Origin of the sequence: Phytomonospora sp. NPDC050363, assembly GCF_040655735.1 — a bacterium.
Taxonomy (GTDB): Bacteria; Actinomycetota; Actinomycetes; order Mycobacteriales; family Micromonosporaceae; genus Phytomonospora.
In genome coordinates this window covers 126,917-146,970 of sequence record NZ_JBFAKK010000007.1, presented here as the reverse complement: position 1 = coordinate 146,970, position 20,054 = coordinate 126,917, and the positions used below count along the sequence as shown (strand labels likewise).

Genomic DNA, 20,054 nt, shown 5'->3' with positions numbered 1-20,054 from the left:
AGACGAGCCGTTCTCGCGGCGACGCGCCGCCGCGAGAACGGCGGAACCGCGCTGGCCGCGAAGCCATGGCGCGAAAGGCGTAGGCGAACTGCGGCAGCGCGGGAGAGGCCCGCCGCGAGAGCGGCGGGCGAGGCCGCGTCAGACAGACCCGGGCGCGCGAAGGCGTGCCGGGGCACGGCGAAGCCGCCCGGCACGCGGCCACCGCAGGAAGAAGACGAACCGGGCGGGGCGGCGCGGCGCACCCCCACGCGAGCGGCAAAGCCGGGGCGGCGCGAGAGGCCGCCCCGGCGAGTGGCGCCAGCACAGGAAGAAAACGAGCACCAGCGCCACAGCGCTGCCGAGCGAACCCCGGCCGACAAACCGCGGAAACAGGAGGCGAGAGCGCGCCGCCCTGCGGCCACCTTGAGCCGACGGCCACGAGCGCGCCGCCGCGAGAGCCTGGCTGATGAGGCGGGCGGCTCCAGCCGCCGCCCGGGACGAGGACCAACGGCCGTCAGCCTTCGGCGCAGGACCGGGTCCAGGGACGGAGTTCCTGGTGGGGTCTGGGGCAAAGCTCCAGTGCCGGTCTGGGGCGAAGCCTCCCAGCAGGGTCCGGGACAGCGTCCCGGCGGGGGCGGGGGGGCGGAGCCCTCGGCCGGGTGAAGGCCGAGACACCACCCGGGCCGCGAGATGCCGTGAAAGCGGCGGGTGCATAACCCGGCGTCCGTCATTGCCTCCGACCCCCGCCCGCAGCATCCGCTTCCGCCTCCGCCCCCTGCCGCGTCGCCGGAACGCCACCGTCGCCCAGCCCGCTAGGTCCCACACCGACCACGCCGCCTCCCGCGCCACCGTCTCCCGCTGCGCTAGCTCCCACGCCAGCCCTCACGCCACCGCCACCTCCCACGCCACCGTCTCCCGCTGCGCTAGCTCCCACGCCAGCCCTCACGCCACCGCCACCTCCCACGCCACCGTCTCCCGCTGCGCTAGCTCCCACGCCAGCCCTCACGCCACCGCCACCTCCCACGCCGTCCCCCGCCACGCCGTCCCCCAACACGCCAGGTCCCCCGCCCGCCACGCCCCCACCACGCCGCTTCCCACGCTGCCTCCCCCGCCCCACCCACACCGCCACCGCCGCCGCCCCCAGCGCCGCCACCGCGCACACCGGCCACAGCACCCCCGGCGCGTTCCCGTACACCGCCGCCCCCAGCGGCGGCGCGAGCACCAGCCCACTGGTCGCCAGCCCCGAGTACAGCCCCTGGTACCTCGCGACCAGCCCCGGCGGAGCGCTGTCGGCCAGATGCGCGGTCGCCGTGGTCTTGTACAAGATCTCCCCCGCCGTCAGCGTCAACATCGCCCCGACCATCAGTGCGGTCGCGGTCCCGAGCCCGAACATCGCGAACCCCACGCCCACCAGCCCGTACCCGACCCCCATGATCACCGGCGCCCGGAAGCGCCGCAGCGCCAGCGCCACGGGGATCTCCAGGCACAGGATCGCGCCGGACCCGACCGCGATCAGCGCCGCGTACAGCCCCACCGCGTGCCCGCTGTCGCGCAGGTACACCGGCAGGGTCGAGTAGAGCTGGCGGTAGACGACGTCCACGACGAGGATGGCGGGCAGCAGCGCCAGCAGCCTGCGGTCGGCGAGCAGGGCCCGCCACATGCGCGGGGTGGGACCGCCGTGGGCGGGCGCGCCGGCGTCTGCGGGCAGCAGTTGCGCGACGACCTGCCGCACGATGAGCAGCGCGAGCCCTTCGATCACGAACATGGCGGTGTAGGAGTGCGCCGCGAGCAGTGCTCCGATCAGCGGCCCGACGATGGTCCCGGCGTTCATCGCCGACCGGCCGATGGCGATGGCGGCGCGCCGGTGCTCGGGGCCGGTCGCCACGGCGATGATCGCCGACTGGGCCACGCCCCCGACACCCAGCATGTAGGTGGTCAGGGGCAGCGCGACGGCGAGCGCGGGGACGGGCAGCCACGGGATGGCGAGGATGCCGAGGGATCCGGCCAGGGCGGCGGCCTGCATGACGCGGCGGTGGCCGTAGCGGTCGGCGAACCAGCCGCCGGTGAAGTTCCCGGCGATCGATCCGGCGCCGACGACCCCGGCGATGACGCCGGCGGTCGCCAGCGGCACATCGCGCGGGCCGGTCAGGTAGAGGAAGAGGTAGAAGCCGAGGAAACCCGCGCAGGCGGTGAGGAAGCGGTTGGCGGCCAGGATCCAGACCTGGCGGGGGACGCGGCGCATGCGGGCATGCTCTCACGAGTAAGTCTCTTTTGGGAACTGACTATATGCTGAAGCGATGTCCCGCCGAACCAGCCTCGCCGACTCCTCGTGCGCCATCGCCCAGACGCTCGATCTCGTCGGCGACTGGTGGACCCTGCTGATCGTGCGCGACACCGCCCGCGGCCTGCACCGCTTCGAGGAGCTGCGCGCCGAACTCGGCGTGTCGCGCAAGGTCCTCACCGAGCGCCTGGCGATGCTCGTCGACCACGGCGTCCTCGCCAAGCGCCCCTACAGCGCTCGCCCGCCGCGCCACGAGTACGTCCTGACCGACCTCGGCCGCGGCCTGCTGCCCGTCCTGGTCGCGCTCCAGGACTTCGGCGACCGCCACCTCCTCGGCGACGGCACCGTCACCGCGACCGCCGAGCCGGGTTCGGCCGAGGCGGCGCGGGTGCGCGCCCTGGTCGGCACGCGCATTCCCGGGCTCTCGTCCTTCGACCCGATCGCGCCGACCCCGTGGACGGTCCTCTACTGCTATCCCGCGACCGGTCTGCCGGGCGCCGCGGCGATCCCCGGCGGCGTCGGCTGCACGCTCGAAGCATGCTCCTTCCGCGACCGGCTCGACTCCTTCACGCGGCTCGGGGCGAGCGTGAAGGGCGTGAGCACGCAGTCGGCGGCCGAGCAGGAGGCCTTCGCCGCCGACAACCGGATCCGTTTCCCGCTGCTGTCCGACGCCGGACTCGAACTGGCCGGGGCGCTGCGCCTGCCGACCTTCCGCGCGGCCGGCTCGGTGCGCCTGAAGCGCCTGACGCTGATCGCCGACTCCTCCCGCGTGGTGCGCGAGGTGCTGTACCCGATCACCGACGTGACCGGCGGCGTGGAGGACGCCCTGTCCGCCGTCGAGCGGCTGGCAGGGGACCTGGCGAGCGCTAGCTCCAGTTCCGCGTGAGGGCGGTCAGACCGGCGTTGACCTGATCGGGCGTCGGGGCGCGTTCGGGGTCGACCATCCACTGGACGAGCAGGCCGGCCATGAGGGTCATCACCACGGCCCCGACGGCGGCGTCGGATCCGCCGCCGGCCTCCGGCCCGTCCGAACTGAGTGAATGCGACAGCCCGTCCCGCGCGATCTGCTGGTCGCCGGCGAGCCGGGCGCGCAACTCCGGCGAGTGCAGGGCGACGGCGAGCGCCTCGACGTTGGCCGCCCACAGGTCGCGGTCGGCGGTGAACGCCTCGGTGAGCTTCGTCCAGAAGGTTCGCAGGCGGTCGGCCATGTCCCCGTCGGCGGGCAGGCCGTCGACGATCGTCTCGACGGCCTCGCGCATGGAGTCGATCATCGCCTCGTGAAGGAGGGCCTCGCGGGTCCGGAAGTGGTAGTTGATCGCCGCGAGGTTCGTCTCCGACATCGCGACGATATCCCGCACGGTCGTCTTGGCGTAGCCGCGCTCGGCGAGGCACTTCTTCGCGGCGGCCAGGAGGGCTTCACGGGTTCCCATGCGCCGCAGCCTACCCGAGCATCCGAACGATCGTTTACGGCAAGCGTCAGTGACAAGCGTTTCTGACACCTGTTTCAAACAAGCGTCACAAACGTGTGTATGGTCGTGGCATGACCCTCAACCCGTACCTCTCCGGAAACTTCGCCCCCGTAAAGGAGGAGGTCACCGCCTACGACCTCCCCGTGACCGGCACGATCCCCGCCCACCTCAACGGCCGCTACCTCCGCAACGGCCCCAACCCGCTGGGCATCGACGACCCCTCCACGCCCCACCTCTGGACCATGGGCGAGGGCATGGTTCACGGCGTGCGCATCCGCGACGGCCGCGCCGAGTGGTACCGCAACCGCTGGATCCGCTCGACCTCGGTCGCCGACCGCCTCGGCGAGCCCCGCCGCGGCACCCCCGTCGACGAGCGCATGGACTTCACCCCCAACGTCCACGTCACCGGGTACGCCGGCCGGACCTACGCCCTCATCGAGGGCGGCATCCGGCCCTACGAGCTCACCTACGACCTCGACACCGTCGGCCCCGCCGAGCTCGGCGCCACACCCGAGGGCTACTCCGCCAACGCGCACTCCAAGTACGACCCGGCCACCGGCGAGCTGCACTCGCTGGCCTTCCAGTACGGCAACGAGTCGGTCCAGCACATCGTCATGGACGCCGCCGGGCGCGTCGTGCGGACCACGATGATCTCCACCCCCGGAAACCCCTACATGCACGACTTCGCGCTCACCGACCGGCACGTGCTCGTCTTCGACTCGCCGATCGTCTTCGCCCCCGAGCGCCTGGCCGTCGGCATCCCGTACGGCTGGGACCGCGACCGCCCGGCCCGCGTCGGCGTCATGCCGCGCGAAGGCGGCGCCGTGCGCTGGCTGGAGCTCACCCAGGGCACCGTCGGCCACACCGTCAACGCCTACGACACCTCGCGCGGAATCGTCGTCGACGTCATCGTCCACCCCCGCGAGTGGGACCTCGGCGACATCGGCGCCAGCCGCCCGATCCTGGAGCGCTGGACCATCGACCTCATCGACGGGCACGTCCGCCAGGACCTCGTCGACGACCGCCCCCAGGACTTCCCGCGCATCAACCAGCGCTACGCCCAGGCGCCCCACCGCTTCGGCTACCTCGCCGTCACCGAGCTGTACACGATCCCCACGCGCCCCGACGGCTTCGGCAACCAGCTCCTCAAGCACGACGGGCAGACCGGGACCGCCGAGATCCACGACTTCGGGCGGCACAACGCCGTCGGCGAGGGCGTCTTCGTGTCCTCGGCGTCACCGAGGACCGAGGACGACGGCTACGTCATGACCTACGCCCACGACGCCGACCGGGGCGCCACCGACCTGGTGATCCTCTCGGCGGCCGACTTCACCGCCGCTCCCCTGGCGCGCGTCCACCTGCCGGTGCGGGTCCCGCTCGGTCTGCACGGCAGCTGGATCCCCGACCCGCACTGACGCGGGCCCCCTACCCCGCCTCGAACTCCTCGGCGTCGCGAACGATGCACCCGTTGTCGACGCCGTTGAGGTGGTCCTCGTAGACGGCCAGCTTGTGCGTGATCATCGACATGCAGCGGTCGAGCGCGGCCCGCTGCTCCTGGATCCGCTCGCGGTGGGCCCGCAGCAGCGCCAGCCGCTCCGGCTCGTTGCCGCGGCCCTCGCGGATGAGGTCGGTGTAGCGGCGGATCTCGGCCAGCGGCATGCCCGAGCTGCGCAGCCAGGTGCACGTCGTCAGCCAGGCGACGTCGTCCTCGCTGTACAGCCGGCGGCCGTTGGCGCTGCGCCGGACCTCGTCGACGAGCAGTCCCTCACGCTCGTAGAAGCGCAGGGCGTGCACGCTCAGGTCGGTGCGCTCGGCGACTTCGCCGATGGTCAGTGCCCGGGTCATGCCGCCAAGACTACGACTCGACCTGGAGCGAACTCTAGGCGTGAGCCGGCTCTCACCCACCCGGCGGGCACCACGCCCGACCAGGCGCGCCACGCCGAGCCTGAGACGGCTCTCAGGCATCGGCCGACATGTGCGGTTAGCCTCGAAACCCGTCCGAAGTACTGCGGAGGCCGACATGTCCACCACCGAACTCGCCGCCGAGCCGGCCTCGCCGACCCCGGTCGTGCAGGGCCTCGCGCTGGGCGGGATCGGCGGCGCGCTCGCCGCCGTCGTGCTCATCGGCGGGCTCGACCTGTGGACGGTGAACTGGCCGCGCAATCCACTGTGGAGGACCATCAGCGAGTACGCGCTGGGGCCGCTGCGGCCGGTCTTCGACACCGGCGTGGCGCTGCTGTCGCTGGGATCGGCGGCGGTGCTGGTGGCGCTGATCGCCCGCCGGCTGGCCAAGCCGTGGTCCGGCGGGTCGATCGCACTGGCGCTGTGGAGCATCGGGCTGATGATGGTCGTGGTCTTCCCCAAGCACGACTGGCAGATCGGGCCGAGCTGGAACGGTTACGTGCACCAGTTCGGAAGCCTGATGGCCTTCATCGCGCTGCCGATCGCGGCGATCCGCCTGTCGAAGCCGTGGCGCGCCGACGCCGAGTGGGGCAACTGGGGCCGCTGGACGGCTCGGCTGGGCTGGCTCTCGGTCGCCTGGTTCGCGATCCTGCCCGCGTCGATGATCTACGCGAAGTTCTCGACGCTGGCCTGGTGGCAGGTCGTGCCGCTCGGCCTGGTGGAGCGCGGGCTGACGCTCACCGAGGTGCTCGTCGTGCTGGTCCTGGCGGCCTGGTGCCGCCGGGCGGTCCGGCGCGGCGCGCAACCGCAGCCGGTGACCGGCGAGCCGCTTCCGTCCACTATGGCCTGAGGCGGGACAGCGGGAAGGGAGGCGCGGCCCCCGCCCCTCCCGCGAGCGCGGCCCTAATCCCAGCCGGTGATCCCGACGAAGACCGGCTCGGGCCGCAGCGTCACGTCGTACGCCTTGCGCACGCCGTCGCGGATCTCGGCCGCCAGATCCAGCAGCGCCGCCGTCGTGCCGTCGCCGCGGTTGGTGAGCGCGAGGGTGTGCTTGGTCGAGATGGCCACGCCGTCGCGGCCATAGCCCTTCTCGAAACCGGCGTGCTGGATGAGCCAGGCCGCCGAGGTCTTGACGCGTTCACCGTCGGGCCAGGCCGGTGGCGGGGCGTCGGCGGGAGCTTTGGCGGCGACGGCGGCGAACTCGGCCTGGGACAGCACCGGGTTGACGAAGAAGGACCCGACGCTGCGGCTGTCGGGGTCGGCCGGGTCGAGGACCATTCCCTTACCCCGACGCAGTCTCAGCACGGTCTCGCGGACCTCCTCCAGGGGCGCCGACCCACCGGCCTCGACGCCCATGGCGCGGGCGGTCTCGGCGTAGCGCAGCGGCCCCGACATCTTCGAAAGACGCAGCCGGAAGGTCACGTCGAGGACCACGTAGCGGTCGTCATGCTTGAAGACGCTTCCCCGGTAACCGAAACCGCAGCGTTCGGGCGGGTAGATCTCGACACGGTCGAGGGAGCGGTCATAGACGGTGACCTCGGCGATGGTCTCCGACACGTCCTGTCCGTAGGCGCCGACGTTTTGAATCGGTGTGGCGCCAGCGGATCCGGGTACTCCAGAGAGGCACTCCACGCCCGACCAACCCTCGGCGACGGCGCGGGCGACGAACTCGTCCCAGCCGTGTCCGGCGGCGACCTTGACCAGGACGCCGTCGTCATAGCCGGTGACCTCGACGCCATGGGTGCGCAACAGCACGACGGTTCCGGAGAAACCGTCGTCGGAGACCACCACATTGCTCCCCCCGGCGAGTACGAGGAGAGGCCCATCGGCACCGCGAACGGCTTCGACGACGTCGGCGGCGGCGTCGACCTCGACGAGCCGACCGGCGGGTCCGCCCAGGCCCAGGGTCGTGTACCGGGCCAGCCGGGGTGGGATCACATCAAGCACGCAGACCACCATAGGCTGGGGCCCTGCTCCGGCACGAGAGGGTGTGGCGACCATGACCAACTGGGACAAAACCGATTACCTCGACGCCCTGCACCGCGATGCCACCGCCTTCCGCGGCGCGCTCGCCCCGGACACTTTGGACAGTCCCGTTCCGCCGTGTCCTGATTGGACCCTCCGGGACCTCGCCGTGCACCTGGGGACGGTCCATCAGCGGATCGCCGCCGTCGTCAAACGGGGCGCACTCGACAAGCCCGACGACCTCCCCGTGGACGCGCCGGCCGACGTCGCCGGGTTCTTCGACGCCTCCTACGCCGAGCTGTCGGCGACGCTCCAGGCGATGCCCGCCGACGGCCCCGCCTGGAACTGGGCCCCGCAGCCCAAGACCGCGTTGTTCTGGGCGCGCCGCGCCGCACTGGAGACGGCCCTGCACCGCTGGGACGCGCAGGTCTCGGTCGGCGTGACCGAGCCCATCGGCGACGACCTGGCCGACGACGGCATCGACGAGGTCCTCGACACCTGGCTGCCCGCCGGGCGCCGCCTGGACCCCGCCACCGACGCCGCCGGCCTGGCGCATCTGATCGCCACCGACTCCGAGAAGGAGTGGTTCCTGCGCCTCAACGGCGAGCGGGTCGTCCTGCTCGACGCGCCCAGCGTCGACTCCGACGAGCCGGTCGACGTGCGCGCATCGGGCCCGGCTTCGGACGTGCTGCTCTCCTTGTGGGGGCGTGTCCCCTTCGACATGCTGAGCATTGAGGGCGACCCTGCGCTTCTGTCGGCTTTGCGCACTGGTTGACGGTTCTGTCACCCCCTTGAACTAACCTGGCCGCCATGACCGAATTTGCGCTCGGCGGCCTCGATGAGCTCTTCGCCGAATCGGCGGGGTGGACCGGTGGCGAGTTGATCGGCTTCGACCTGGAGACGACCGGCACCGATCCCTTCGCCGACCGGATCGTCACGGCGGCCGTCGTGGGCCCCGGCGCGATGCGCCGGACCTGGCTGGTGAACCCGGGCGTGCCCATCCCGCCGGAGGCCTCGGCGGTGCACGGCGTGACCGACGAGCGTGCCCGCACCGAGGGCCGCCCGGCGCCGGAGGTGCTGCCCGAGATCGCGGGGGCACTCGTCGCGGCCGTCGAGTCGGGCATCCCGGTCGTGGTCTACCGCGCCGGGTTCGACCTGACGATGCTGGCCTGCGAGCTGCGCCGGCACGGCCTGCCCGAGCCGGACTGGTCGGCGATCACGGTCCTCGACCCGTACGTGCTGGACAAGCAGGCCGACCGCTACCGCAAGGGCAAGCGGACCCTGTCGGACGTGACGGCCCACTACGGCGTGAAGCTGGAAGGCGCGCACTCGGCGGACGCCGACGCCACTGCCACCGTCGAGCTGTGCCGTGAGATCGGCAGACGGCACGCCGTGATCGGCGGCATGGCCGTCCGCAAGCTCCACGACGCCCAGGCGGACTGGCACGCCGCCGACGCCGCCGGGCTGGAGCGATACTTCCGCAGCAAGGGACGCGAGGAGTCGGTCGACCAGCGCTGGCCGCTCAGGCTCGACGAGTAGGGCTTGTCTCGTCCACCGGACACGCCCTGAGACACCCGGGTGCGAAACCGCCCACCGCTGGCCGCACACGCCGATCACGCCGTACTCTTTGACGCATGTTTGCCTACGAGGTGACCGGCTGGGTCGATCTGGGCCTGTTCTGCGTGGTCCTCCTCGTGGAGGGCGTCGCGATCATCCACTGCGCCTTCCAGCGCGCCGACGGTTTCGGCGCGATCGGCACGCTCTCCAAGCCCCTGTGGCTGGCGCTGCTGGCCGGCACGGTCCTGCTGACGATCCTGTTCATGGGCTACAGCAGCATCGGCCTGATCGCCGTGATCGGCGCGCTGGTGTACCTCGTCGACGTCCGCCCGACCATGCGGGACATCGGCGACCATTCGTGGTGACCGTGCGCCGGACCTCGTCCGGCGCCGCACTCGAAGAGCTCACCACCGGTTCTGGGGAGCCGGTGACGGTCTTCGCGCACGGACTGGCCGGGTCGATCGCGACGACGCGGCCTTTCGCCTCGGGCGTCGCCGGTACGAAGGTGTTCTTCCACGCGCGCGGCCACGGCGGCTCCTCGCGCGGCCCGATGACCTACGAGGGCCTGGCCGCCGACCTGCGTGAGATCGCCGACGCGCACGGCGCCACGCGCGCCCTGGGCGTGAGCATGGGCGCCGGGACGCTCCTGCGCGCCGCCGCCGACGATCCCCGCCGCTTCGAGCGCCTCGTACTGGTCCTCCCGGCCGTCGTGGCCGGTCCTCGCGGGCCGGAGGCGGTCGCCTACTGGCGCCGCGTGTTCTCCGCCGAGCCGGACGAGCTGGCCGCGCTGCTGTCGGAGGAGATTCCCCCCGAGGCCCGCGACTCCGCGCGCGAGTTCGTCGGCGAGCAGGTCGCCGCGCTGACCGGCCGCAGGGGCGAGCGCATGTTCGGTGAGATCGCCGCCGACAACCCCCTCGACGACGCCGAACCGCTCAAGGCCGTCGAGGTGCCCGTGCTGCTCATCGGCGCCGAAGGCGACGCCCGCCATCCCGCCGAGGTCACCCGCCGCCTGGCCGCTCTCCTCCCCAACGCCACCGCGCACGTCTACCCCGAACCGGGACTGCTGTGGCGCTACCGAGGCGATCTGCGCGCCCGGATCTCGGGTTTCCTCAACGCCTCGGCTTGAGCGACTGGACGGTGGTCCGTACCGTATTCGCCATGCTCCCCACGGCTTCTCCCGCCCGCAATCCCAGCGCCGCCGCCCAGTTCGCCAACGGATTCCGGCTCGCCGCTCGCGGCCTCGGCATGTGGGCGCGACGCCCCAAGCTGATGCTGCTCGGCGCGATCCCGGCCTTGATCACGCTGATCCTGTTCGTGGTCGGCTGGGTCTTCCTGCTGGCCAACATCGGTGACCTGTCAACCTGGGCGACCGGCTGGGCCGGGGACTGGAGCGAGGGCTGGAAGACGACGATGGAGGTCATCGCCGGCCTCGCGATCGTCGGCGTCGGCGCGCTACTGACCTTCCTGACCTACACGGCGGTCACGATGATCGTCGGCGATCCCTTCTACGAGTCCATCTCGGGCGAGGTGGAGAAGCTCTGCGGCGGGGTGAACGGCGAGGTCGAGATCAAGTTCTGGGCGGGCATCGGCCGCTCGGTCGTCGAGGCCGTCCGGCTGCTGATGCGCACTCTCGTGGTCGCGCTGTTCCTGTTCGTCGCCGGGTTCATCCCCTTCGTCGGGCAGACCGTGATCCCGGTGATCGGCGCCCTGGTCGCCGGCTGGTTCTTCACCGTCAGCATCGTCGCGGTGCCCTTCACCCGGCGCGGTGTCGACTACACCGGACGGCGTAAGCGGCTGGCGCAGAACCGACCCCTCGCGGTCGGCTTCGGCACCGCCTACGTCCTGCTGTTCCTGATCCCCGGCGGCGCGGTCCTGGCGACCCCGGCGGCCGTGGCGGGCGGGACGCTGCTGGCGCGCGAGATCTTCGGCGAGCCCGCCGTGACGATGGCCACGAACTCCGGTCAGCCCGGTCGGCCGCCCGCCCAGATGCCCGGCCATCCGCACTCCCACCAGGGATACGCGCAGCCCGGACAGTCGCAGCGGCCGCCGTATTCATCGAATCGTTAACCCGAAACAGGTTTAGACGCCGCTTAGACGTCAAGATCGCCGCATTGTGGCGTCGACGCGCTACCGTTGATGCAATGAGGGTCGACAGCTACGACTTCCGAGACCTGGCCAACCGCTTCGAGGACGAGTACGAGAGGGCGCTCGCTGCGATCGGGACGTTCAACGTCGCCGTTTTCGGCGACACCGGCGCCGGCAAGAGCACCCTCATCAACGCGGTGTTCGGCCGGCAGCTCGCCGCGACCGACATCGGCGACTCGATCACCCAGCACATCACCTATCACGGCGGCCCACCCGAGCCGCTCGGCATCTACGACAACCGGGGCTTCGGCCTCGACGACGCCAGCGACGTCGACAGCATCATCGCCGAGCTGCGGCGGATCGTCACGGAGAACCGCGCCCGGCCCGTGTCGGAGCGCATCCACGTGGTGTGGTTCGTGACGAACAGCTACAGCCGCCGCTTCCTGGAGAGCCACGCGCGCTTCGTCCGCGCGCTGGCCGACCTGGGTCTGCCGGTCATGATGGTGCTCTCCCAGGTGCCCACCACCAGGGACGGCGGCTACCACAAGGACGCCGTCGCGCTGGCCGAGCACATCAAGAAGCTCAACCTCCCGACCACGCCGCGCGGGAAGGTGTACATGGTCAACTCGATCGGTGATCCCGACCTCGGCCAGCCCGCGCACGGTCTGCGCGAGCTGCTGGAGGGCACCTTTCCGGTTGTGCCTGCTGCCGTACACGAAGCGCTTATCGCCGCACAGCACATCGACCTGGAGCTGAAGCGCAAGAAGGCGCGCCAGATCGTGCTCGGCGCCGCCGCGGCGGCCGGCGGCAGCGGGGCCGTGCCGGTCCCGGTCGTCTCCGACGTGGGCGTGCTCGCGATCGTGATGACCATGATCGCGCGGGTCAGCGCCACCTACGGCGTCACGCTCGGCAAGCGCCGGACGATGCGCGTTGCGGCGGTGGCCTTCTCCGGCGGGGCGACGATCGCCAGCGGGCGGATCGTGGCCAAGCTCGTCGGGTCGCTGGTGGCGAAGTCCGCCGGGCGTTCGGTGCCGGGCGTGAACATCGCCGTTGCCGCGGTCAGCGCGGGCACCGCCGCGGTGCTGACGACGGCGTCGGGATTCGCGTGGATGAAGGTCTGCGAGCGCATGCTCGTCGAGCCGAGCCTGCGGGAAGAGGACGCCGGCCGCATCTTCGAGGAAGAGTTCAAGGCGCGGGCCAAGAAGGGCACGAAGGCCTAGGAACGTCGTCGGGCCGCGCATCCGAGTCGGGTGCGCGGCCCTTTTCCGTGTCAGAGCTTCGCGGCGAATGCGGCGATGTCGGCGGCGTGCGCGGCGGGCTGCTCCATGGCGACGAAGTGGCCGCTGAAGGCGTTGTCCTGCGGCCAGTGCGCGATGTCGTTGTCGCGCTCGGCCCTGCGCCGGACGAAGTCGGAGCCGCCGCCGTAGACGCCCGTGGGCGCGTGCCGCTGCCCGGCGGGCCAGGCCATCGCCTCGCCGGCGCGGACGTAGTCGAAGGTCCAGGACGTGGTCGCGGTGCCGCCGGTGAACCAGTACAGGGCGGCGTTGGCGAGCAGCAGGTCGCGGTCGATGACCTTGTCGGGCGTCTCGGCGGAGATGGTGAACTCCTTGAACTTGTGCAGCAGCCACGCCAGCAGGCCGGCCGGGGAGTCGTTGTGGCCGTAGGCGAAGGTGCGCGGCGCCTTGCCGAGGATGGCGTGGTGGTTCAGGGGCATGGTCGTCCAGACCTGCATCTGCTCCCACTCGGCGAGCTCCGCGGGCTCCATGCCGTCGACGTCGTCGGCGGTGGGCAGGCCGATGCCGCCGTCGATGTGGACGCCGATGACGTGGTCGGGAGCGGCACTGGCCAGGGCGGGCGCGACGTAGGCGCCGAAGTCGCCGCCCTGGGCGATGTAGCGGTCGTAGCCGAGGCGCTCCATCAGCTCGGCCCACATGCGCGCGACGCGCTCGGCGTCGAAGCCGGCCTCCTTGGGCGCTTCGGAGAAGCCGAAACCGGGTAGGGAGGGGATGACGACATGGAAACGCGGCGTCAGGTGCTCGATCTCGTCGGCGAACTCGACGAAGGAGTTGGGCCAGCCGTGGGTCAGGATGAGCGGCACCGCGTCGGGGTCGGCGGAGCGGACGTGCAGGAAGTGGACCTCGTGGTCGTCGATGATCGTGACGAACTGGGGGAAGGCGTTGAGCCGGTCCTCCATGGCGCGCCAGTCCATCGCGCGCCAGTGCGCGGCGAAGTCCTTGAGGTAGGCGAGCGGGACGCCGTGGTCCCAGCCCTCGCCGCCGGCGATGTCGGCCGGCCAGCGGGTCGCGTCGAGGCGGGCGTGCAGGTCGTCGAGGTCGGCCTGGGGGATTTCGATCCGGAACTCTCTCATGGACGCCACACTAAGGATCATGTAGGCCTGATCATGACCTAGTTAGCGGTGCTTGCATGTGGCAGCTATCACGAAACGATTACAACCGCATGTCAGGCCCGTAAGGGAACCCTGATTTCGGCCGAGAATGAGCGTTCCGCTTGCAGTTGCTAGCAGTCGCCCCTACCGTGGAGTCATGGCCGGACGCGATATCGGAGAGTTCATCCGCGAGATGCGGAACAACGCCAAGGTGTCCCTGCGGCAGCTCGCCGACCAGGCCGGTGTCAGCAATCCGTATCTGAGCCAGATTGAGCGTGGTTTGCGTAAACCAAGCGCCGAAGTGCTCCAGCAGATCGCCAACGCGTTGAAGGTCTCGACGCCGTTGATGTACCTGCGAGCCGGGCTACTCAACGACAAGGACGGGCCGGGGACGATGGCGGCGATCGCCGGCGACCCCGATCTGACGACCCGCCAGAAGCAGACCCTGACCGAGATCTACGAGGCCTTCCGGCGGGAAAACGCCCGCACGCGCGGCGAAGACCTCGATGATGAAGGCGACGGCCCGGTAGTCGTCACCGACGCCGAAGTGGCCGAAGCCGCCGAGGAAGAACTCGACAAAGAGGCGGCGACACCAGTCGCGGCCCCCAAAGCCCGGGCGCGTCAGCGACGCCGCCCGACCACCGAACAACCGTCCGAGGAGGACTAGTCATGCCGTCGTCGACCGACCGTACCCGTAAGCTCCCCAAGCCCATCTACGCTGCCGCGGGCGCCGGTGAGCTGGCCATGGAGCAGCTGCGCAAGCTTCCCGGTCAGTTCAGCGAGCTGCGTGACCGCGCCAAGCTGAACGAGCGCCTCCAGGGTGTTCGCGAGGACCTGATCGAGGCCGGCCGCAAGGTCCGCGAGATCGACACCGACAAGCTGCGCGAGTCGGCCATCGTCACCGCCGCCAAGGCCCAGGAGCGGGCGAAGGACACCTACGCCGAGCTCGTGACGCGCGGCGAGCGTGTCGCGGCGGGCGAGCGCAGCCCCATCCGGGTCATGGCGACCATCGCGCGCCCCGACACGGCGGGTGCGCCTGGCACGCCCACGGTCGGGACTCCCGGTTCGATGCCGCAGACCGCGCCCGAGGCGGCGGCTCCGGCCGCGGGCCCGGCCGCCGGTCCCGCCGCGCCGAAGCCGACGGTGAAGCAGCCCACCGCCCGCAAGACCACGCCGCGGGCGAAGAAGAACGACGTGCCGAAGGCCTGAGGGCCGAGGTGAGGTGAAGGCGGGGCCCGCGGGCCCCGCCTTTTTCGTGCGCGGGGTCAGGTCTCGCAGACCACGCCGTCGTCGTCGCGGTCCTGGTACCAGTCGTACTCGGGATCCTGGCCACGGTAGTAGGGGCCGTACCCGGCCGCGTTGGCCTTCCCGCACGTGTCGAAGCGCGGGTCGGTGGCCGGGTCGTCGGGCAGGTCGTCGTCCTCCTCGCGAGGCGGCTCGCAGACGACCCCGTCACCGTCGGCGTCGCGGTACCACCCGTACTCGCTGTCGCGGCCCTACTCGTACGGGCCGTAGCCGGCGGCGAGCGCGTCGGCGCAGGTGTCGAAGCGCGGATCGGTGTCGGGGGGCGGGGGTTTCTTCTTCGACTTCGACGGGGTCGCGCCGGGGCTCTTGGTCGGCGAGGCCGACGAAGCCGGCGGTCTTGGCCTGCTCGGGGGTGAGCTTGGGGGCGGTGGGCCGGACAGTGGCGGAGGGACGGTGGGGTAACCGGGACCGGCGCTCGGCGGGTGGGGCTCAGCGGCGTTCGCAGACGAGGCCGTCGTCGTCGCGGTCCTCGTACCAGTGGTACTCGGGGTCGACGCCGAGCCGGTACGGGCCGAAACCGGCGTCGTTGGCCTCACGGCAGGTGTCGAAGCGGGGGTCGGTCCGCGGCGGCGGCTTCGGCGGCAACGGCGGCAGCGGGGCGGGGGAGACGGACGGTGCTGACGGCGACGGCGGTGCCGATGAACCGGAAGTCGCGAGCGGACTCTCGATGCGTGGGGCGGGACCTTCTGCGGCCGTCAGCCCGATCAGGCCTTGCAGGCCCGTCGTCTGAACACCCACAGCACCGCCACCACGATCCCCGCGAATGCTCGCCACCCGAAGGGCAGATCAGTCGAGCCACACCGCCGGATGTCCTCGGCCACTGCTCCGCCGCACGGCAAGGCCGATCCCCGCCTGGCCTGTCGTACCTGCCACCACGTCCGCTGCTCCGCGCTTCCCACCCCCCTCGCGGCATCGGCCACGCTCGCAAGGCCGCATCAAACCACAGTTCCGCCGCTACCGGCCTCCACAACACCGCGCCCATGCCCCCACCAGCGCCGACCGAGATCACCGTCGAGCCACCGCCCCAAGCCCACCCCTCCCACCCACCCCTACCCTTGCCCCATGGACGCCGCCACAGCCGACCGCTACCTCGCCCGCATCGGCGCCGCCCGCGCCCCCCACCGCTCGCCCGAAGCCCTCCGCGACCTCCAGGTCGCCCACCTCCACACCGTCCCCTTCGAGAACCTCTCCATCCACCTCGGCGAGCCCGTCGACCTCGACGAGGACGCCCTTGTCGACAAGATCGTCACCCGCCGGCGCGGCGGCTTCTGCTACGAACTCAACGGCCTCTTCGCCGCGCTCCTGCGCTCGCTCGGCTACCGCGTCACGCTCATGCAGGCCCGCGTCCCCGGCAACAACGGCCCGGCGATCCCCTTCGACCACCTGACCCTGCGCGTCGACCTCGACGAGCCGTGGCTGGTCGACGTGGGCTTCGGCAAGTTCACGCAGCACCCCCTGCGCATCGACGAGCGCGGCGAGCAGGTCGACCCGGACGGCGCCTACACGGTCGCCGAGGTCGAGTACGGGGACTTCGAGGTCCGCCGCGAGGGCGCCTGTGAGTTCATCGTCGACCCGCGCCCCCGCAAGATCGCCGAGTTCGTCCCGACGTGCTGGTGGCACCAGACCTCGCCGAAGTCGCACTTCACGAAGGGCGACGTGTGCTCGATGCCCGTCGACGGCGGCCGCGTCACCCTCCGCAAGGGGCAGCTGATCCGCACGGCGGGCGACGAGCGCACCGTCGAGACCTTCGACGGCGATGCCGAGCTGCTCGCCGCCTACCGGTCGATCTTCGGCATCGAGCTGCCACGTTTGCCCGGAAAAACCCCAAACGCCTGAGCCCGCCTCCACGGCGCCATAGATTTTCGTCCATGGACATCCTCATCGTCGGTGCCGGGAACATGGCCAGGGGCATCGCCACGCGCTTCCTCGCGGGAGGCCATCCCGTGCACATCGCCGACCGCGACCCGCAGAAGGCCCGCCGTCTCGCCGCCGACCTCAACGCCGACGCGACGGGCGAGTCGCTCGACGACGGCCCCGGCGACGCGCGCATCGTCGTCCTCGCCCTCCCCTACCCCGCCAACCGGGAGATCGCCGAGGCGTGGCGCGACAGCCTGCGCGGCAAACTCGTCGTCGACATCTCCAACCCGGTCGACTTCGCGACCTTCGACGACCTCGCCACGCCGCCGGGCATGTCGGCGGCCGAGGAGGTCGCGGCGGCGGCGCCCGAGGCCCGCGTGGTGAAGGCCTTCAACACGACCTTCGCGGGCAACCTCGCCGGCGGCGCGCCGATGGACGTGTTCATCGCCGGCGACGACGAGTCCGCGCGGGAGGAGATCGCCCGCCTGGCCAGCGACGGCGGGCTGCGCCCGGTCTCGGTCGGCGGCCTCAAGCACGCGCGCGAACTGGAGGGCTTCCAGTTGCTGCACATGAAGGCCCAGGAGCAGATCGACGGGCGCTTCAGCACCACCATCGGCTTCGCGACGGTGTGAGACGGGCCGGGGGCCGTGCGTCGCGAGCCCGGCCCTCACCTCGACCCATGCTCTTCGCCTAACCTCGACCCATGCTCTTCGAGGAAATGTGGCGTGATCTCGCCCCCGTCGGCCGCTTCGACGCCACCGGGGGCTACCGCCGGTACAGCTACGCCGCCGCCGAGCTGGAGTGCCGCGCCTGGTTCGAGGCGCAGGCGCGCGAGCGCGGGCTGACCGTCGAGACCGACCGCAACGGCAACCTGTGGGCCTGGTGGGGCGCCCCGGCCGCCGGCGACGCCGTGGTCACCGGCTCCCACCTCGACTCGGTCCCCGACGGCGGAGCCTTCGACGGCCCACTGGGCGTCGTCAGCGCCTTCGCCGCGCTGGACCTGTTGCGCGCCGGCGGTTTCGAGCCTCGCCGACCGATCGGCGTGGCCGCCTTCGTCGAGGAGGAGGGCGCCCGCTTCGGCCTGGCCTGCCTGGGATCGCGGCTCCTGACCGGTGCCGTCGACCCCGCCAAGGCCCGCGCCCTCACCGACGAGCAGGGCACGACCCTGGCCGACGCGATGTCCTCGGCCGGTTTCGACCCCGAGCGCATCGGCCGCGACCAGCGGCTCCTCGACCGCATCGGCGTCTACGTCGAGTTGCACATCGAGCAGGGCCGTGCCCAGATCGACCTGGGCGCGCCGATCGCGGTGGGCTCGGCGATCTGGCCGCACGGACGCTGGCGCTTCGACTTCGAGGGCGAGGCCAACCACGCCGGCACGACTCGCATCGAGGACCGCGTCGACCCGATGCTCACCTACGCCAACACCGTCCTAGCCGCCCGCAAGAAGGCCAAACTCGCCGGGGCGCTGGCCACCGTCGGCAAGGTGCACTGCGAACCCAACGGCACCAACGCGATCCCGTCGCGGGTGCGCGCCTGGATCGACGCCCGGGCGTCCACAGAGGACACACTCGCCTCGGTGCTGGCCGAACTGGAGCAGGCGACCCACGAACGCGCCCGGCGCGACGGCACGAAGGCCACCGTCACCCGCGAGTCCTACAGCGCCGAGGTCGCCTTCGACCTCGCCCTGCGCGACAACCTCGGCGCGATCCTCGGGGGCGTCCCGGTCCTGGCCACCGGAGCCGGACACGACGCGGGCGTCCTCGCTTCGAGCCTGCCGACCGCGATGCTGTTCGTGCGCAACCCGACCGGCGTCTCGCACGCCCCCGGCGAGTTCGCCGAGATCCCCGACTGCCTCGCCGGAGCCGAGGCGCTCGCCACCGTCCTGCGGGAGCTCGCGGCATGACCTACTACGCCGACCGCGCCTGGCTGGGCGTCGAGGAGGGCTTCGCCGAGCGGGTGCTCATCTCGGTCGCCGACGGCCGGATCACCGCCGTGGCAACGGGTGCGGAGCCCGGCGCCGCGATCCGGCTGCCCGGGCTGGTGATCCCCGGACTGGTGAACGCGCACTCCCACGCCTTCCACCGGGCACTGCGCGGCGCCACCGCCGGCGGTCGCGGGGACTTCTGGACCTGGCGCGAGCAGATGTACTCCGTCGCCGCGAACCTCACGCCGGACACCTATCTCGCGCTCGCGCGGGCCACCTACGCCGAGATGGTCACCACGGGGATCACCACCGTCGTCGAGTTCCACTACCTCCACCACGACCGCGACGGCAGGCCGTACGCCGATCCCAACGCCATGGGCCACGCGCTCACCGCGGCCGCAGCCGAAGCCGGGATTCGCCTGGTACTGCTGGACACCTGCTACCTACAGGCCGATGTGGACGGTTCACCGCTGACCGGTCCGCAGTTGCGGTTCACCGACGGCGACGCCGACGCTTGGGCAGAACGCGCATCCCATGTGGACACACCCCATCCCGGCGCCGCCATCCACTCCGTCCGAGGCGTGCCACCCGAAGCGATGCGCGTCGTCGCCGACTGGGCCCGCCGCGAACAACGCCCCCTCCACCTGCACCTGTCGGAGCAGGTGAAGGAGAACCTCGCCTGCCAGGCCGTCCATCGCCGCAGCCCCACCGAACTCTGCGCCGACACCGGTGTCCTCGGCGAGCGCACCACCGCCGTCCACGCCACGCATCTGTCCACAACGGACATCGGCCTGCTCGGCTCCACGCACACCGGCGTGTGCTTCTGCCCCACGACCGAGCGGGATCTCGCCGACGGCATCGGCCCCGCCGCCGCACTGGTCGGCGCGGGCGCCCGACTGTCGCTGGGCAGTGACAGCCACGCGGTCATCGACCTGTTCGAGGAGGCGCGCGCGGTCGAACTGAACGAGCGCCTGGCGACCAACGAGCGCGGTTCCCACCAGGCCGCCGAGCTCCTCGCCGCCGCCACCGAGGGCGGTGCGCACAGCGCCGGACTTGCGGGGCCCTATGGGATTCGCGCCGGTGCGCCCGCCGACCTCGTCGCCGTCCGCACCGACACGATCCGCACGGCGGGCGCCGCCGAGGCCGACCCCGTCGCCGCCGTCGTCTTCGCCGCCTCCGGCGCCGACGTCTCCCACGTCGTCTCGGCCGGCCGGCTGATCGTCGAAGACGGAAGGCATCGCCTCCTCGACGTGCCAGGCGAACTGGCGGCCTCCATCAAGGCGGCGCGGGGAAGCTGATTGCGCCGGTCGGCGCCGGCGCCTTAGGCTTCGACGCAAAACCCCC

22 protein-coding genes are annotated in these 20,054 nt (G+C 71.6%); 15 read left to right on the top strand and 7 right to left on the bottom strand.

Annotation, left to right across the window (positions count from 1 at the left end; all coding sequences use genetic code 11):
• Nucleotides 1-706: 706 nt before the first annotated feature.
• Nucleotides 707-2,221 carry an MFS transporter gene (locus tag AB0I28_RS20410; protein WP_357495444.1) on the bottom strand — a complete coding sequence of 505 codons (1,515 nt, stop codon included), beginning with the start codon at nucleotides 2,219-2,221 and terminating at the stop codon, nucleotides 707-709.
• Between the two features lie 55 nt (nucleotides 2,222-2,276).
• Here AB0I28_RS20410 and AB0I28_RS20405 point away from each other — a divergent pair, with 55 nt between their 5' ends.
• The gene (locus tag AB0I28_RS20405; RefSeq protein WP_357495443.1) at nucleotides 2,277-3,146 is read left to right on the top strand and encodes a winged helix-turn-helix transcriptional regulator; all 870 of its coding nucleotides are present in this window, start codon (nucleotides 2,277-2,279) and stop codon (nucleotides 3,144-3,146) included.
• Here the strand turns inward: AB0I28_RS20405 and AB0I28_RS20400 are convergent.
• A complete protein-coding gene (locus AB0I28_RS20400) occupies nucleotides 3,127-3,690 on the bottom strand; it encodes a TetR/AcrR family transcriptional regulator (RefSeq protein WP_357495441.1) in 564 nt (187 codons plus the stop codon). The two genes, AB0I28_RS20405 and AB0I28_RS20400, sit on opposite strands and share 20 nt — an antisense overlap.
• A 110-nt stretch (nucleotides 3,691-3,800) precedes the next feature.
• On the opposite strand from AB0I28_RS20400, the gene AB0I28_RS20395 reads away from it, so the two are divergent.
• Nucleotides 3,801-5,144 (top strand): carotenoid oxygenase family protein, encoded by a 1,344-nt coding sequence (locus tag AB0I28_RS20395; protein ID WP_357495439.1) that lies wholly within the window; start codon nucleotides 3,801-3,803, stop codon nucleotides 5,142-5,144.
• A gap of 10 nt (nucleotides 5,145-5,154) precedes the next feature.
• Here the strand turns inward: AB0I28_RS20395 and AB0I28_RS20390 are convergent, their stop codons facing one another.
• Entirely contained in the window at nucleotides 5,155-5,574 is a 420-nt protein-coding gene (locus tag AB0I28_RS20390; protein WP_357495437.1) for a MerR family transcriptional regulator, read from the bottom strand.
• A gap of 175 nt (nucleotides 5,575-5,749) precedes the next feature.
• Here AB0I28_RS20390 and AB0I28_RS20385 point away from each other — a divergent pair, with 175 nt between their 5' ends.
• Nucleotides 5,750-6,481, top strand: a complete 732-nt coding sequence (locus AB0I28_RS20385) for a DUF998 domain-containing protein (RefSeq protein ID WP_357495435.1) — start codon at nucleotides 5,750-5,752, stop codon at nucleotides 6,479-6,481.
• A 53-nt stretch (nucleotides 6,482-6,534) separates the two neighbouring features.
• Here AB0I28_RS20385 and AB0I28_RS20380 read toward each other — a convergent pair whose 3' ends face one another.
• On the bottom strand, nucleotides 6,535-7,590 hold the full coding sequence (locus AB0I28_RS20380; RefSeq protein ID WP_357495433.1) for a UDP-N-acetylmuramate dehydrogenase: 1,056 nt from the start codon (nucleotides 7,588-7,590) through the stop codon (nucleotides 6,535-6,537).
• Nucleotides 7,591-7,630: 40 nt separating this feature from the next.
• Between AB0I28_RS20380 and AB0I28_RS20375 the strand changes: the two genes are divergently transcribed.
• From AB0I28_RS20375 to AB0I28_RS20350, 6 genes are all read left to right on the top strand, one after another.
• Nucleotides 7,631-8,371, top strand: coding sequence for a maleylpyruvate isomerase family mycothiol-dependent enzyme (locus AB0I28_RS20375; protein ID WP_357495431.1), 741 nt, complete (start codon nucleotides 7,631-7,633; stop codon nucleotides 8,369-8,371).
• 35 nt (nucleotides 8,372-8,406) lie between these two features.
• Nucleotides 8,407-9,135: an exonuclease domain-containing protein gene (locus AB0I28_RS20370; RefSeq protein WP_357495429.1), complete on the top strand. Its 729-nt coding sequence runs from the start codon at nucleotides 8,407-8,409 to the stop codon at nucleotides 9,133-9,135.
• 95 nt (nucleotides 9,136-9,230) lie between these two features.
• Nucleotides 9,231-9,518 (top strand): DUF2516 family protein, encoded by a 288-nt coding sequence (locus AB0I28_RS20365; protein ID WP_357495426.1) that lies wholly within the window; start codon nucleotides 9,231-9,233, stop codon nucleotides 9,516-9,518.
• Nucleotides 9,515-10,279 carry an alpha/beta hydrolase gene (locus tag AB0I28_RS20360; protein ID WP_357495424.1) on the top strand — a complete coding sequence of 255 codons (765 nt, stop codon included), beginning with the start codon at nucleotides 9,515-9,517 and terminating at the stop codon, nucleotides 10,277-10,279. Before AB0I28_RS20365 ends, AB0I28_RS20360 begins: the two co-directional genes overlap by 4 nt.
• Before the next feature lie 32 nt (nucleotides 10,280-10,311).
• The gene (locus AB0I28_RS20355; RefSeq protein ID WP_357495422.1) at nucleotides 10,312-11,220 is read left to right on the top strand and encodes an EI24 domain-containing protein; all 909 of its coding nucleotides are present in this window, start codon (nucleotides 10,312-10,314) and stop codon (nucleotides 11,218-11,220) included.
• Nucleotides 11,221-11,294: 74 nt separating this feature from the next.
• On the top strand, nucleotides 11,295-12,458 hold the full coding sequence (locus tag AB0I28_RS20350) for a DUF697 domain-containing protein (RefSeq protein ID WP_357495420.1): 1,164 nt from the start codon (nucleotides 11,295-11,297) through the stop codon (nucleotides 12,456-12,458).
• A gap of 50 nt (nucleotides 12,459-12,508) precedes the next feature.
• Here the strand turns inward: AB0I28_RS20350 and AB0I28_RS20345 are convergent, their stop codons facing one another.
• Nucleotides 12,509-13,606, bottom strand: coding sequence for an epoxide hydrolase family protein (locus tag AB0I28_RS20345; RefSeq protein ID WP_357495418.1), 1,098 nt, complete (start codon nucleotides 13,604-13,606; stop codon nucleotides 12,509-12,511).
• A gap of 175 nt (nucleotides 13,607-13,781) precedes the next feature.
• Between AB0I28_RS20345 and AB0I28_RS20340 the strand changes: the two genes are divergently transcribed.
• Entirely contained in the window at nucleotides 13,782-14,291 is a 510-nt protein-coding gene (locus tag AB0I28_RS20340; RefSeq protein ID WP_357495416.1) for a helix-turn-helix domain-containing protein, read from the top strand.
• A gap of 2 nt (nucleotides 14,292-14,293) precedes the next feature.
• Nucleotides 14,294-14,833: a hypothetical protein gene (locus AB0I28_RS20335; protein ID WP_357495414.1), complete on the top strand. Its 540-nt coding sequence runs from the start codon at nucleotides 14,294-14,296 to the stop codon at nucleotides 14,831-14,833.
• 56 nt (nucleotides 14,834-14,889) lie between these two features.
• Here AB0I28_RS20335 and AB0I28_RS20330 read toward each other — a convergent pair whose 3' ends face one another.
• The gene (locus AB0I28_RS20330; RefSeq protein WP_357495948.1) at nucleotides 14,890-15,036 is read right to left on the bottom strand and encodes an excalibur calcium-binding domain-containing protein; all 147 of its coding nucleotides are present in this window, start codon (nucleotides 15,034-15,036) and stop codon (nucleotides 14,890-14,892) included.
• 322 nt (nucleotides 15,037-15,358) lie between these two features.
• The gene (locus tag AB0I28_RS20325) at nucleotides 15,359-15,514 is read right to left on the bottom strand and encodes an excalibur calcium-binding domain-containing protein (RefSeq protein WP_357495412.1); all 156 of its coding nucleotides are present in this window, start codon (nucleotides 15,512-15,514) and stop codon (nucleotides 15,359-15,361) included.
• A gap of 477 nt (nucleotides 15,515-15,991) precedes the next feature.
• Between AB0I28_RS20325 and AB0I28_RS20320 the strand changes: the two genes are divergently transcribed.
• The 4 genes from AB0I28_RS20320 to AB0I28_RS20305 all read left to right on the top strand — a co-directional run bounded on the left by AB0I28_RS20320 (nucleotide 15,992) and on the right by AB0I28_RS20305 (nucleotide 20,008).
• Nucleotides 15,992-16,765 (top strand): arylamine N-acetyltransferase, encoded by a 774-nt coding sequence (locus tag AB0I28_RS20320; protein ID WP_357495410.1) that lies wholly within the window; start codon nucleotides 15,992-15,994, stop codon nucleotides 16,763-16,765.
• A gap of 32 nt (nucleotides 16,766-16,797) precedes the next feature.
• The gene (locus AB0I28_RS20315; RefSeq protein ID WP_357495408.1) at nucleotides 16,798-17,418 is read left to right on the top strand and encodes an NAD(P)-binding domain-containing protein; all 621 of its coding nucleotides are present in this window, start codon (nucleotides 16,798-16,800) and stop codon (nucleotides 17,416-17,418) included.
• A gap of 71 nt (nucleotides 17,419-17,489) precedes the next feature.
• Nucleotides 17,490-18,689, top strand: a complete 1,200-nt coding sequence (locus AB0I28_RS20310; protein WP_357495406.1) for an allantoate amidohydrolase — start codon at nucleotides 17,490-17,492, stop codon at nucleotides 18,687-18,689.
• Nucleotides 18,686-20,008, top strand: coding sequence for a formimidoylglutamate deiminase (locus AB0I28_RS20305; RefSeq protein ID WP_357495404.1), 1,323 nt, complete (start codon nucleotides 18,686-18,688; stop codon nucleotides 20,006-20,008). The genes AB0I28_RS20310 and AB0I28_RS20305 overlap by 4 nt, the downstream gene beginning before the upstream one ends.
• Nucleotides 20,009-20,054 lie beyond the last annotated feature (46 nt).

Excerpts from the sequence above, each read along its gene's own strand:
- AB0I28_RS20345 (WP_357495418.1), bottom strand. The coding sequence starts at position 13,606 with ATGAGAGAGTTCCGGATCGAAATCCCCCAGGCCGACCTCGACGACCTG.
- AB0I28_RS20410 (WP_357495444.1), bottom strand. The coding sequence starts at position 2,221 with ATGCGCCGCGTCCCCCGCCAGGTCTGGATCCTGGCCGCCAACCGCTTC.
- AB0I28_RS20385 (WP_357495435.1), top strand. The coding sequence starts at position 5,750 with ATGTCCACCACCGAACTCGCCGCCGAGCCGGCCTCGCCGACCCCGGTC.
- AB0I28_RS20335 (WP_357495414.1), top strand. The coding sequence starts at position 14,294 with ATGCCGTCGTCGACCGACCGTACCCGTAAGCTCCCCAAGCCCATCTAC.
- AB0I28_RS20320 (WP_357495410.1), top strand. The coding sequence starts at position 15,992 with ATGGACGCCGCCACAGCCGACCGCTACCTCGCCCGCATCGGCGCCGCC.
- AB0I28_RS20395 (WP_357495439.1), top strand. The coding sequence starts at position 3,801 with ATGACCCTCAACCCGTACCTCTCCGGAAACTTCGCCCCCGTAAAGGAG.
- AB0I28_RS20310 (WP_357495406.1), top strand. The coding sequence starts at position 17,490 with ATGCTCTTCGAGGAAATGTGGCGTGATCTCGCCCCCGTCGGCCGCTTC.
- AB0I28_RS20380 (WP_357495433.1), bottom strand. The coding sequence starts at position 7,590 with ATGGTGGTCTGCGTGCTTGATGTGATCCCACCCCGGCTGGCCCGGTAC.
- AB0I28_RS20390 (WP_357495437.1), bottom strand. The coding sequence starts at position 5,574 with ATGACCCGGGCACTGACCATCGGCGAAGTCGCCGAGCGCACCGACCTG.
- AB0I28_RS20355 (WP_357495422.1), top strand. The coding sequence starts at position 10,312 with ATGCTCCCCACGGCTTCTCCCGCCCGCAATCCCAGCGCCGCCGCCCAG.
- AB0I28_RS20370 (WP_357495429.1), top strand. The coding sequence starts at position 8,407 with ATGACCGAATTTGCGCTCGGCGGCCTCGATGAGCTCTTCGCCGAATCG.
- AB0I28_RS20375 (WP_357495431.1), top strand. The coding sequence starts at position 7,631 with ATGACCAACTGGGACAAAACCGATTACCTCGACGCCCTGCACCGCGAT.
- AB0I28_RS20305 (WP_357495404.1), top strand. The coding sequence starts at position 18,686 with ATGACCTACTACGCCGACCGCGCCTGGCTGGGCGTCGAGGAGGGCTTC.
- AB0I28_RS20340 (WP_357495416.1), top strand. The coding sequence starts at position 13,782 with ATGGCCGGACGCGATATCGGAGAGTTCATCCGCGAGATGCGGAACAAC.
- AB0I28_RS20405 (WP_357495443.1), top strand. The coding sequence starts at position 2,277 with ATGTCCCGCCGAACCAGCCTCGCCGACTCCTCGTGCGCCATCGCCCAG.
- AB0I28_RS20365 (WP_357495426.1), top strand. The coding sequence starts at position 9,231 with ATGTTTGCCTACGAGGTGACCGGCTGGGTCGATCTGGGCCTGTTCTGC.
- AB0I28_RS20400 (WP_357495441.1), bottom strand. The coding sequence starts at position 3,690 with ATGGGAACCCGTGAAGCCCTCCTGGCCGCCGCGAAGAAGTGCCTCGCC.
- AB0I28_RS20315 (WP_357495408.1), top strand. The coding sequence starts at position 16,798 with ATGGACATCCTCATCGTCGGTGCCGGGAACATGGCCAGGGGCATCGCC.
- AB0I28_RS20350 (WP_357495420.1), top strand. The coding sequence starts at position 11,295 with ATGAGGGTCGACAGCTACGACTTCCGAGACCTGGCCAACCGCTTCGAG.